Annotated in this window: 8 protein-coding genes; 3 read left to right on the top strand and 5 right to left on the bottom strand. The window is 44.0% G+C overall.

The window, feature by feature from the left end; translation table 11 throughout:
* The first annotated feature begins 246 nt into the window (after window positions 1-246).
* The 3 genes from metE to HMPREF2704_RS07980 all read left to right on the top strand — a co-directional run bounded on the left by metE (window position 247) and on the right by HMPREF2704_RS07980 (window position 6,554).
* The gene (gene metE / locus HMPREF2704_RS07990) at window positions 247-2,496 is read left to right on the top strand and encodes a 5-methyltetrahydropteroyltriglutamate--homocysteine S-methyltransferase (RefSeq protein WP_003004989.1); all 2,250 of its coding nucleotides are present in this window, start codon (window positions 247-249) and stop codon (window positions 2,494-2,496) included.
* Window positions 2,497-2,609: 113 nt separating this feature from the next.
* On the top strand, window positions 2,610-3,485 hold the full coding sequence (gene metF, locus HMPREF2704_RS07985; protein ID WP_049474095.1) for a methylenetetrahydrofolate reductase [NAD(P)H]: 876 nt from the start codon (window positions 2,610-2,612) through the stop codon (window positions 3,483-3,485).
* Between the two features lie 132 nt (window positions 3,486-3,617).
* Window positions 3,618-6,554, top strand: a complete 2,937-nt coding sequence (locus HMPREF2704_RS07980) for an ATP-binding protein (protein WP_070846170.1) — start codon at window positions 3,618-3,620, stop codon at window positions 6,552-6,554.
* A gap of 143 nt (window positions 6,555-6,697) precedes the next feature.
* On the opposite strand, the gene hutG is transcribed toward HMPREF2704_RS07980, so the two are convergent.
* From hutG to HMPREF2704_RS07955, 5 genes are all read right to left on the bottom strand, one after another.
* Entirely contained in the window at window positions 6,698-7,690 is a 993-nt protein-coding gene (hutG, locus tag HMPREF2704_RS07975) for a formimidoylglutamase (RefSeq protein ID WP_003008653.1), read from the bottom strand.
* Between the two features lie 82 nt (window positions 7,691-7,772).
* Complete coding sequence (gene hutH / locus HMPREF2704_RS07970) at window positions 7,773-9,314, bottom strand: histidine ammonia-lyase (protein WP_070846168.1); 1,542 nt, start codon at window positions 9,312-9,314, stop codon at window positions 7,773-7,775.
* Between the two features lie 215 nt (window positions 9,315-9,529).
* On the bottom strand, window positions 9,530-10,873 hold the full coding sequence (locus tag HMPREF2704_RS07965) for an APC family permease (RefSeq protein WP_070846167.1): 1,344 nt from the start codon (window positions 10,871-10,873) through the stop codon (window positions 9,530-9,532).
* A 21-nt stretch (window positions 10,874-10,894) separates the two neighbouring features.
* On the bottom strand, window positions 10,895-11,473 hold the full coding sequence (locus HMPREF2704_RS07960; RefSeq protein ID WP_070846165.1) for a HutD/Ves family protein: 579 nt from the start codon (window positions 11,471-11,473) through the stop codon (window positions 10,895-10,897).
* A gap of 15 nt (window positions 11,474-11,488) precedes the next feature.
* Window positions 11,489-13,162 carry a formate--tetrahydrofolate ligase gene (locus HMPREF2704_RS07955; protein WP_070846163.1) on the bottom strand — a complete coding sequence of 558 codons (1,674 nt, stop codon included), beginning with the start codon at window positions 13,160-13,162 and terminating at the stop codon, window positions 11,489-11,491.
* Between the last annotated feature and the right edge of the window lie 27 nt (window positions 13,163-13,189).

The following is a 13,189-nucleotide window of genomic DNA, read 5'->3' as shown; positions in this document are numbered from 1 at the left end:
TTTAGTTTTTAGGGGCTGTTCTTCTAGCAGAATCCGCTCAAAATCCGCTCAGAAATGGTTCAGGGACGCTTGGGCTATAGGAAATCTTTATAAGAAGTCCTAGTTTTTGCTTTTAATCTCTGGTCTCAAGGCCCATTAAATCCGTGTTATAGTTTTTGGCTATATCAAAATTCGTGTAAAAGCAATTATACAAGACGGCTATCTTCTGATATGATAGTGTCAATTAGAATTTTTGGAGGACACAACATGTCAACTACAATTATCGGTTTCCCACGTTTGGGTGAATTCCGTGAATTAAAATTTACAACTGAAAAATACTTTAGAAAAGAAATCTCAGCAGACGAGCTCTTGGCAGCTGCTAAAGACTTGCGTGCTAAACATTGGAATATCGTTAAAGAACAAGGCATCTCAGAGATTCCTTCAAATGACTTCTCACATTACGACAATTTCCTTGATGCAGCCTTCCTTTTCAACGTCGTGCCTGCATCTGTTCAAAACTTGGATTTGACAGATCTTGAACAATACTTCGCTTTGGCGCGTGGTTACCAAGGTGAAAAAGGGGATGTCCGTGCCCTTCCAATGAAAAAATGGTTCAACACCAACTACCATTACATCGTTCCTAAATTTGAAAAAACAACAGAAGTGAAATTGGCTGGTCACAAGATTTTTGATGAGTACCAAGAAGCTAAAGAATTGGGGATCAACACTCGTCCAGTAGTCGTTGGACCATTCACTTTCCTTCAATTATCTGACTTTGAAGATGGTGTGAAAGCTGAAGACTTCGTCGACAGCTTGGTTGCTGCTTATCAAGAAGTCTTTGCCAAATTGGCTGAGCTTGGTGCGACTCGTATTCAACTCGATGAGCCAGCTCTTGTCAAAGATTTGTCAGCTGAAGAAAAAGCTCTCTTCTTGAACCTCTACAACAAACTCTTGGCTGACAAGAAAGGTCTTGAAGTCTTGATCCAAACTTACTTTGGTGATGTTCGTGATGTTTACAATGACCTTGTAAACTTGCCAGTAGATGGTATCGGTCTTGACTTTGTTGAAGGGAAGAAAACGCTTGAATTGGTGAAAGGTGGCTTCCCAGCTGATAAGACCCTTTATGCTGGTATTGTGAATGGGAAAAACATCTGGCGCAACAACTATGAAAAGAGCTTGGAAATCTTAGATCAAGTTCCAGCTGAAAAGGTTGTCTTGACGACTTCTTGCTCCCTTCTTCATGTGCCATTTACAACGGCTAACGAAGATTTTGAACCAGCTATTTTGAACCACTTCGCCTTTGCGGTTGAAAAATTGGGTGAATTGCGTGACTTGGATGCCATCCGCAATGGTCAAGGGGCAGAAGCTCTTGCTGCCAACAAAGAACTCTTTGCAACAGAACGCGTTGGAGCAAATGCTGAACTTCATGCTCGTATCGCAGCCTTGACAGAAGCAGACTACACTCGTTTGCCAGCTTTCGCAGAACGTGAAGAAATCCAAAAAGAAGCCTTCAAGCTTCCAGCACTTCCAACAACTACCATCGGTTCATTCCCTCAAACTAAGGAAGTACGTGCTAAACGTTTGGCCTTCCGTAAGGGTGAATTGACACAAGAAGAATACGATGCTTTCCTTGCTGAAACGATCGACGAATGGATCAAATGGCAAGAAGAAGTTGGATTTGACGTACTTGTACACGGTGAATTCGAGCGGAACGACATGGTTGAGTACTTCGGTCAAAACTTGTCTGGTTACCTCTTCTCTAAAAACGGTTGGGTACAATCATACGGTATGCGTGGAGTGAAACCACCAATCATCTGGGGTGATGTAACTCGTCTTAACCCAATCACTGTGAAATGGTCTAGCTACGCACAAAGCCGTACAGACAAACCGGTTAAAGGTATGTTGACTGGACCTGTGACCATCCTTAACTGGTCATTCCCACGTGAAGACATCTCTATCAAGGATTCTACTCTTCAAATCGCTCTTGCCATCAAGGATGAAGTTCTTGACCTTGAAGCTGCAGGAGTGAAAATCATCCAAATCGACGAGGCTGCTCTTCGTGAAAAATTGCCACTCCGTCGTAGCGACTGGTACGAAGACTACCTTGACTGGGCGATTCCAGCCTTCCGTTTGGTACACTCAACTGTAGCACCAGACACCCAAATCCACACTCACATGTGTTACTCAGAATTTACAGATATCATCCCAGCTATCGACAACTTGGATGCGGACGTTATCTCATTTGAGGCAAGCCGTTCAAACCTTGAAATCTTGGATGAGTTGAAAGCGAAAAACTTCCAAACAGAAGTTGGACCTGGGGTTTACGATATCCACTCACCACGTGTCCCACAAGACGGTGAAATTGATCACACTATTGAAGCAATCTTGGCCAAAGTACCAAGTGGCAAAGTTTGGATCAACCCTGACTGTGGTTTGAAGACTCGCGGAATTAAAGAAACAAAAGAAAGCTTGATCAAGCTGGTTAATGCCGCTAAAGAAGCGCGTGAACACTTGTAAGAAATGTTTCGAGGACCTTCTATCGTCGTGTAGAGGGTTTTCGAATCGTTCCCTTATCCTAGAAATAGTGGCTCAGAGTTCTTGATCAAAGAAACAAAAGAAAAGGATAGAATATGTCACAACACACACCGTCTCTGTCATTTGAAGTTTTTCCTCCAAATCCTGAAGTAGGCAATGCCAAGCTCTTACGTGCCTTGGCAAATATGCAGGAGCTAGCCCCTCACTTCATTAGTGTGACCGCTAGCAATAATAAATACAATATCAAAGAGACGACGGTTGCTTTAGCCAATTATATTCAAAATGAATTGTCTATTCCGACAATTGCTCACTTACCAGCCGTTTATTTGAGCAAGGAAAAAGTGGCCGATACTCTTCATGAGTTAGATGAAGTAGGGGTTCATCGGATTTTGGCTCTGCGTGGGGATATTATCCCTGGTGTGGAACCTTTAAAAGACTTTCGTTATGCAACGGATCTGATTGAATTTATTAAAACAGAAGCTTCTCATTTTGAGGTGATTGGTGCTTGCTATCCTGAGGGACACCCAGATTCTCCAAACCAAATTTCAGATATTCAAAATCTTAAAAAGAAGGTAGATGCAGGGTGCTCTAGCTTGGTCACTCAACTTTTCTTTGACAATGAGCGTTTCTATGATTTTCAAGATAAGTGTACCTTGGCTGGGATCGATGTTCCTATTCATGCAGGAGTGATGCCGATTCTCAATCGTAATCAGGCCCTTCGTCTCCTTAAGACTTGTGAAAATGTTCATATCCCACGGAAGTTTAAAGCCATTCTGGACAAGTATGAGCATGATCCTGAGTCACTCAGAGCAGCAGGACTTGCTTATGCAGTCGATCAAATCGTTGATTTGGTTACTCAAGATGTGGCAGGTGTCCATCTTTACACCATGAACAATGAAGATGTCGCTTACCACGTCTACCAAGCAACAAAGGCGTTATTTGATCATCAACCGAATTTTGAAGTGAATTAATCAACACTTTTAGTAGGAAGTGTAGAGATTGAGAAAGAATCGTTCTCAATCTCTTTTTATTTGGATAAATCACTTGCTAAAAGCCAACTTTTTTTTTATAGTATTAATATGAAATTTTTGGAGGCGCTTGCAATGAAGAAAGATCTCACGTTAAAGTTATTTGGACCCCCTAAGGTTGTTTTCAATCAGAAAACTATTCGGTTTTCTTTTTCGAAGATGGAGGCCTTGCTTTATTATTTAGCGGTCATGGGCCAGGTCAACCGCGATGAAATAGCCGGTATCCTTTGGGGAGATAAGGAAAACCAAGTAGCTCGCAAAAACTTACGGAATACGGTTTACCAAGCCAATAAAATCTTTGAAGGAGATATCATTGTCTCTCCAAGTCGGAGCAGTTTGGCCCTTAATCCTGATTTGAGCCTTTCTTTGGATGTCAAACTCTTTGAAAGAGATCCACTAAGTGCCTTGGATCTTTATCGGGGAGACTTTTTAGAGGGCTTCTATGTCAAGGATGATGAAGACTTTGATCAGTGGGCTTCTCGAAAACGGGATGCATATAGGAAGCTCTATGTCGAAAGCTGCTATCAAAAAATTGAAAAGGTCGGTTTCGGAGACTCTAGTATAGAACTCTTGCTCCATCATTTGGTAGAACTGGATGAATTTGAAGAGAAAAACTACCAACTCTTGATGGAGTATTATAGCTTCCATCATCAGCTAGGAAAATTTTTCGAGACCTATTATAAGCTAGTCGATTTATTGGATCGCGAGCTCAGTGTGCGTCCCAGTCGAGCGATTGAGGAACTTTATCACTCCGTTTTGGAAGCCAAACGAACTCATAAACTGACCAATCGCTTGAATATTCGTGAACTTTCTTTCTTTGGTCGGAAACAAGAACTCTCGCAACTCGAGGAATACCTTTCCTTAGTCGAGACAGGTGAAGCGGTAGGTCCTTTTCTCGTGATGGGGCAATCTGGAACAGGTAAGAAACGTCTGTTGCGACAGTTGGTCTTGATGTCCAATCGCAGTTTTAACTTTATCAAGGTGGAAGGAAAAGCTACTAGTCAACGATACGAAGGAAGCAGCTGGAATGATCTCAGACAAGCGCTAGAGAAACTGGGGGATGAGATGGGGATTTCCCTTCTGGAAGAGGAGGATGATCTCATTTCTGTATGGAATCAGCTTCAAGGCCTTAGCAAAGAAAAACCGCTCCTGATCCTGCTTGAAAACGCCCAGTGGTTCGATGCAGTGTCTCTAGAAAAAGTGAAACAACTAGAGGAGAGAAGAAGTCAGGAGAAATGGCAACTAATTTTCACAGCGGAAGATCCCCTACCAGATTTCTTCGTCAACTTCTTGGGGGGCTTGAAGGTAGAGAAACGCTTGTCCCAACTAGAGTTGACCAATTTTTCCCCAAGTGAAAGTCGTGCTCTCTTGAAAGGGGAACTGGGGGCAATAGAGCCGGCAGTGATGGAGCAGATGGTTGAATGGAGTGAAGGCAGTCCGTTCTTGCTGTCCAGCTATATCGAAGAGTGGAAAGAAAATGAAAATTTAGAACCCTTGCCTGATATCATTCAAGCCTATCTTTCTCAGGAACTTGGGGATATGAGCAGTGAGGAAGAGGCTCTTCTACACTACCTATCTTGTTTTCATAAGCCAATTTCTCTGTCTATCTTGGCAGAATTGACAGCTACAGAGCTTCCTGTTTTGACAGAATTAATCGAGCCTTTATCTGAAAGAGCGATCGTTTCAATCGTAGAAGAAGGAGAGGCTCTCATGGTTCAATTTTGCAAGCAATTGGTAGCCATGTACTTTTACCATCTCCTCTCGCCAGCTAGACGGCGACTCTTCCACCAACAAATTGCGCAAAAATTGGAAGAAAGCTTAGAAGATGCGACGGACCTTCTTCTTTATAAGGAAATTGCCTACCAATACAAGCAATCCCAAAATCTTTTGCGTTCCATATCTTTTGAGTTGACCTACTTAGAAGAAATCCTTCAGCTGGAGCATGAACTGTTTCCGATTTATTCCAAGGTAGATGAGGGGTTCCTATCAGATGGTACAAATAGCCGTTTGGACATTTTTGGAGAGCTATCCCGTATACGCCAAGAATTAGATAACCTCTTTTCAAGGCACCAAAGAGATAGAGAATACAAGTATTTGCAACTGCGTTACTTGTACCTAGAAGGTCGCTATTTTATTCGAAGTGGGGAGTATCAAAAGGGGATTCATGATATCCAAAAAGTCATCTCCTATGCGCGGGAACTCAAGCAATCCGACTTCCTCTTAGAGGGTTATCGGCAAATCATTTATTATTGCATTCAAACTGAAAATATCTCTGAGATGGCCTATTATACAGATTTGGCTCTGGAAGATGCCATCCAAGCCAATAATCATGAGGTCATCGCGATCCAGTTGCGTTTGAAGGGCTTGTATCACCTGATGGTTGGGGATGAGGAGCAGGCGACTCGGCATCTGTATCGCTCTATTGATTGCTTTAGTTTGACCAATAGCATGCAGGCCAAGTATGCCATTCAAATTGCAGCTTCTTTGGCCTACCTCGCTGAAATCGAGCAAGTGAGAGGGCATTTCCAAGTAGCGGTCACCCACTTAGAAGAGGTTCTGCGTTTAGTGGGAGATCAAGCTGTTGATTCCGTCCGTGTCGTCTTTGATATTGATCTTGGAATCGCCTATTATTGGAAGGGAGATTTGATCCAAGCTCGCCTCTGTTTTGACAGAGCTCAGAAGATTTTGTCCAGTGTTCGTTTCCCTTGGAAGGAAGAATTGCTCGAATTTTACCAATCCTTGATTGCTTGTCAGCAAGGGGATCAGGAGAAGGTTGCCGATTATCTGGCTCGAAAAGAAAGGACGATGAAAAAATCTGCCAATTCACGGGATAAGGGGATGGTTCATTATCTATTAGCTTTCTTATCTAATCAAAAGGAGAAGGGGGAAGAGCTCGATCCTGCCCTGAGCACCTTCTTGAAAGAAGATAAGAATTACTACAAAAAGGTGGCAGAGCAACACTTGAATCCCTACAGAGATCGTCAGTTTCTTAAGAAATTAAAAGACCTGTAGTGTCTCTTGCCTAAATCATAAGAGAGGGCTAAGTGGCCTGTCCTCCTTTCAGGCAAAGATCAGTGTGTCTGAAAACGAAGAAAAAGCATAGAAATACCCTAGCAATGAGTGTTTCTATGCTTTTTATGTGTATAGAAATCTTCTTAGTTCAGTTTTTGTTGCGCCAATATTTGTGTCAAGTAAAAAATAAAGGTCGCAGCAAGATTTGAAGTATGGTTATCAATGTCATGAGGAGGAGAAACTTCCACGACATCAAATCCGACTAGTTTGCCACTAGCAGCAATGTGTTGGAGAAGCAGGAGGGCTAGTTTAGGATCGACACCAAGTGATTGGATGGCGCTAACACCGGGAGCAGAGCCGACCGCAAAGCAATCCATATCAATAGACAGATAGATCGCGGTTTGGTTTTCTAAAAATTGATCGATTCGATCCAGAATGGCTTGGTGGCTCATCTGGAAGAGATCTTGGCCAGTTAAAAAATCAATGCTTGGTGTTTTAGCAACGTAATTAAAGAGGAAGAGGTTATTATTGTGCTCTTGGATCCCCAGGATGAGGTAAGGGAAGTCCTGACCTTTTTCTTTAGCATGATCAGCCATTTGACGAAAACCTGTTCCAGAATTGGGACCGGTTTGGTCGTAAGGTCGCAAATCAAAGTGGGCATCCAGATTGATCACAGCCAGTTGTTCATCTTTTTCTAAACTGGATTGAATCCCTAGATAGTGGCCGTAAGCAGTTCCGTGACCGCCTCCTAGGACAATGGGTTGGATCCCTAATTGGTACATGCGCTGGATCGCTTGTGAGAGGCTTTCTTGGAGTTCTTCTAGTGAATGGTTAGGCCCGTCAATATTTCCCACATCATACACTGTCACATTGGTTCCCCAGTGCCATGGAAGTTTAGCGATTTGAGAACGGATGGCTGTAGGACCCTCGACTGCTCCTACACGCCCATTATTGATATAGACTCCTTTGTCGCTCTTAAAGCCGATGATCCCAAAGGTCATCCCCTCAAATGGTGTGAGAGTCTCGTCGTTTAGGTCTAAAAATTTGGTGACCATTCCCCATTTGGCCGTGTAGGGATTGTCCTCGATGCTACCTTGGTAGTAGCTGTAGGTCATTGGATAGTAGTTTGTGAGCAAGCTTGTCGCCTCCCTTATTTTTCTGAAAGCAGGCAGAGGCTGAGAAGATCGCCAGCCTCTGTTTTGCTTTATTCTTACTGTATCAGTATTGAATGCTTAAGTCAACTGCTTTTTCGATGGTTGCTAAGAATTCTTCGCTTTCGACAACAGCAGATGCTTTATTAAGTTCTTCAAAGATTTCGATATCTTTGTCAAATTCAATGAAGTTCAGTTTTTGACGAATCAGCTCATAAGCTGGTTTTGTACCTTTACCAAGTTCATGATTTTCTGGCTTGAGATCCAAGGCTTGGCAAGCTGCCATGATTTCAGTAGCAACGATGCGACGGGAGTTCTTAAGAATTTCAGCCGCTTTACGAGCTGCTGTTGTTCCCATGCTGACGAAGTCTTCTTGGTTTTCACAAGATGGGATAGAATCGACACTAGCTGGGTGAGACAAGATTTTGTTTTCAGATGCAAGGGATGCACAAGCATACTGGGTAATCATGAAGCCTGAGTTGAGTCCAGGGTGTTTAACCAAGAAGGATGGTAATTTACTAAGCTGGCTGTTGACCAAGCGTTCCACCCGACGTTCAGATACGTTTCCGATTTCAGAAAGGGCGATCCCTAGGAAGTCAAATGGTTGTGCCATTGGTTCACCGTGGAAGTTACCTCCTGAGATGACGTGTCCTTCTTTGGTAATGATTGGGTTATCTGTGACAGAGTTGATTTCGATTTCAACTTTTTCTTTTACGTAAGCAATAGAATCCTTGCTGGCTCCATGTATTTGAGGGATACAGCGAAGTGTATAAGGATCTTGTACCCGTTGTTGAGTCGCAACAGTGGTATTCTTGCTTCCTTCAAGAAGGTTACGGATGTTGCGAGCAGTTGCCAATTGTCCACTTTGTGGGCGGATGGTATGAAGGTCTTCTTCGAATGGACTGGTAATTCCATTGTGAACTTCCATTGAGAGAGCACCAGCGATATCAGAGAGTTTGAGCAATTGGATACCATCATAAGTCGCAAGAGCACCGATACCCGTTAGGACGGTTGTACCGTTGATCAAGGCAAGCCCTTCTTTGGCAGCCAATTGGATCTTTTCAATTCCAGCACGATCTAGGGCTTCTTGACCACTGAGAAGTTCTCCTTTGTAGTAGGCGCGTCCAAGACCCAACATTGGTAAAACCATATGAGCAAGTGGTGCTAAGTCTCCAGAAGCTCCGAGTGATCCTTTTTCAGGAATATAAGGAGTGACTCCTTTGTTGAGCAATTCTAACAGTTTTTCAACGGTTGACAGACGAATGCCAGAATAGCCTTTCAAGAGCGAGTTGATACGGATCAGCATGATGGCACGAACGGCATCTTCAGGAAGTGGATCACCGAAGCCAGATGAGTGAGTTCGTATCAGGTTTTCTTGCAGTTGAACAGTATCTTCTGGAGAGATGCTGACATTACAGAGGGAACCAAAGCCAGTGGTTACACCATAGACGACTCGTTTTTCCCGGACAATGTCATCAACGATTTTACGGGATGCGATAACGGCTTCTTTGGCTTGTTCATCAAGCTCACATTGGGCACCGTGCCGAGCTACAGCGATGACTTCTTCGAGTGTTAAGCTATTACCATCTAAATGAATCAATTGAGTCATATAAAACCTCCGATTATGAATAGTTGTTCTGTGGAAGTAGTGTTGTTTACTTCGGTTTGAATACCAAACATGGGCCCATTGTCTATTGATCATAAAAATTGAAAAGGGTCATAGAGAAAAGGGCTCAGGTTTGACATTCGTGGAGTCCTAGATGGGTTAGGGAGCAAAACCGAGCTTCGCTCCCGTCTCTGTTCCCATCTACTGTGTAAAGAAAATTAGTGAGGAAGGGCTTTCGATTTATGTAGTTTATCGCCGTGGAAAACAAAGTAAAGTCCACTTGCGATCACGAGACCGATGGCACCCCAAACAAAGTTCATCATGTTGTCCCCTGCAATCATCAAGATACTGACCACAACGGCTAGAACTGGGATAACGGGACCAAATGGTACTCGGAAGGTAACCTTTTTGTCTGGGTACATTTTTCTGAGTTTGATAGCTGCCAAAGCAGTTGGAATGTATTGGAAGAAACGGAAGACAACACTGAAGGTTGCTAATGATTCGAAAGAGCCAGATAACAAGAGTAAGAAAGCGAAGATACCAGAGATGATAATGGCAATGACAGGGGCATTCTTAGAGTTTGTTTTTCCAAGCCCTTCTGGCAAGAGTTTTTCAGTTGCTAATGCGGCACCAAAACGAGGGACCATGATGGATTCACCGATGTTTAGACCGGCGATTGAAATGAGGGCTCCGTAAGAAACGAGTGGAGCTCCGATAGGGCCAATCATTTCGACAAATGCGTCTTGTACCGGTGCACCAGTTTGCATAATGCGACCACCAAGCATGGCGATTGTTCCAGCGATGATCAACATGTAGAGAACAGATACAATACTGATAGAACCTAGAATAGCGCGGGGAACGTTCTTTTCAGGGTTGCGCATTTCCCCTGCAACGATAGACATGGTTTCAAATCCGATGAAACCGTAGAAGATGTAGACGGCTGTACTAGAAATAGAACTGAAGAGACTTGTTCCACTTTCCAATTGAAGGAAAGGTGTGAAGTTGCCCTTGCTTACCCCGCCAGAAATGAAGAAGATGGCAAAGAGTGAGAAGAGGACAATGGGGATTAATTTTGCAACAGTAGCTGTCAGAGTGAACATCTTAGAGGTTTTCAGACCGGCGATGTTCATCAGACTCAAGAGAATCAGCATACCGACACTGATCGGAAGGTTGTAGCCTTCAAATGCTGGGAAGGTAATGATGAAGATCTTAGCAAAGCCGGCTAACATGGCAGCCCAGGCGATAACAGTAACGGCCCAACCGAGAATCCCAACGTTAAAGCCAACGAAATCTCCAAAAGCGGCTTTTGAGTATTGCATAGCTCCACCGTTTTTATCGAAGTAGCCAGCCGTTTCAGCCAGACAGGCTGATAGTAGCATGACGAGAATGGCTACTCCGAACATGACAGCTAGAGAAGCTGGTCCAAGGCCAGAATATATTTTTTGAGGGAGGAGGAAGATACCAGATCCGATTACGGCGTTGATACCGTATAGAGTGGCACCACTAAAGCTGAATTTCGCTTTTTCTTGTTCCTCAATCGACTGTTTATGTGCTCCGTTCATAATGTTTCTCCTTTGTGAACATTATTGTAGTCCAGTCCAGATAGCAATCGGTTGCTCCCCAGACTGATGGGGTAAAAACGTGATTGTCATCTCTTGAAAAGGAGATGCTTGTTCGATCACCAGGAGCTCGTGAGTTTGGAGAGTTTGAGAATGATTGGTTCCCCATTTGAGTGTTAGTGGACAGAGAGCATAGATCAATTGATAGCGACTCTGACTTTTGACACTCTCTTTTGGGGATATAGCACTCATATGCCCCTGATAAGAAGGTTTGTAAATCAAATTAAAGTCTTGACAAGTCCCTTGGCTAGATACAGGATCTCCCCCATCAAAGAAGTAGCTTTGAAAGGGGTTCAAAACCACTTCTTTATGGTGATGGGTGAGCCTAATGGAGGCATTTAAGGGCATCAAGATTCGGTGGTAGCCCGTGAGATCGGTAAAGTTACTTTTTTCAACCTCTACTGTTGCAGTAGAGAGGCGGAAGTCAAATGTCCGATCTGGATAGCTTCCTCCCTCTGGGGAGAGAAAGAGTTGGGTGGTTTGGCCACCAGACCAAGTAGAAATCTGATAATCTGCGGGGGTAAGATGAAGGATAGTCACCATAGGACGCCCTCTTTCTTAAAAGAGACCAGTGATATTGCCGTGGGCATCGATATCAATCTTTTCACTGGCAGGAACTTTAGGTAGGCCAGGCATGGTCATAATGGTACCAGTGAGAGCTACGATGAAGCCAGCTCCGGCAGCTACCTTAAGGTTGCTGATTTTAACAGTGAAATCTTTTGGCGCTCCCATCTTCTTGGCATCATCTGAGAAGGAGTATTGCGTTTTGGCCATACAGATTGGATAGCTTGAGAAACCGAGTGCTTCCAATTCTTTCAGTTCGCGTTTGGCTGCTGGTGTTAAGCTGATGCCTTTACCACCATATACTTTTGTGACGATCTTGGTCAATTTTGTTTCAATGCTGTCTTCTTCATCATAGACATAAGAGAAGTGGTTTTCTTCTTGAGCCAGTTGAATGACTTTTTCAGCCAAGTCACGACCACCAGCCCCACCTTTTGCCCAGACATCCGAAATGACCACATCTACATGGCGTTTCTTACAAGATTCATAGACAGCTTCTAGCTCAGCTTCTGTATCCAGTGGGAATTTGTTAATGGCAACGACCACAGGTAGACCATAGACTTCTTGGATGTTGGCCAAGTGTTTGTCTAGGTTTGGTAGACCATCGATAACAGCTTGGACATTTTCCGTAGCCAAGTCTGCTTTAGCAACTCCACCATGCATTTTGAGGGCACGAATGGTTGCGACGAGGACAACGGCAGCAGGTTTGAGCTCGGCCATACGGCACTTGATATCGATGAATTTTTCAGCACCGAGGTCTGCTCCGAAGCCAGCTTCTGTCACGACATAGTCTGCATATTTGAGGGCTAGTTTAGTAGCCAGCACACTGTTACAGCCATGAGCAATATTGGCAAATGGTCCGCCGTGGATGATGGCAGGAGTATGCTCCAAGGTTTGCACCAAGTTTGGATGAATGGCATCTTTAAGGACGGCAGCCATAGCACCGCCCGCTTTGAGGTCTTTGGCTGTCACTGGTTGTCCTTGGTAGTTGTACCCAATGATGATGCGATCGAGGCGTTCTTTGAGGTCAAGGATATTTTCTGAGAGACAGAGAATAGCCATGATTTCAGAAGCCACTGTGATGTCAAAGCCATCTTCACGAGGAACCCCGTTTGTTTTTCCTTGAAGGCCGTCGACAATATGGCGGAGTTGACGGTCGTTCATGTCGACCACCCGTTTCCAGGTGATGCGACGAGAATCGATGCCCAACTCATTGCCATGATGGATGTGGTTGTCAATCAAGGCTGCAAGCAAGTTGTTGGCAATCCCAATGGCATGGAAGTCTCCGGTAAAGTGAAGGTTGATATCTTCCATTGGAACCACTTGGGCGTACCCGCCACCGGCAGCTCCACCCTTGATCCCAAAGACAGGGCCAAGAGAAGGCTCGCGCAAGGCAATGACGGCTTTTTCACCAATAGCTGAAAGAGCATCGACCAAGCCAACAGAGGTGGTTGTCTTTCCTTCTCCAGCAGGTGTTGGTGAGATGGCTGTCACGAGGATCAGCTTTCCATCTTCCTTATCCTTGAGTTGTTCCAGTTGGTTGCTATCAATTTTTGCCTTGTATTTTCCGTAGAGCGAAATGTCGTCTTCAGTCAATCCAAGTTCAGCAGCGATATCGGTGATGGGCTTCATTTGGACAGAATTGGCAATTTCAATATCCGATAAAACCATAGAATCCCTTCTTTCTTTATTTTTATT

Source organism: Streptococcus sp. HMSC076C09 (assembly GCF_001837905.1).
In the GTDB taxonomy this organism is placed as follows: Bacteria; Bacillota; Bacilli; order Lactobacillales; family Streptococcaceae; genus Streptococcus; species Streptococcus parasanguinis_I.
This window is presented reverse-complemented; position numbering and strand designations above follow the sequence as displayed.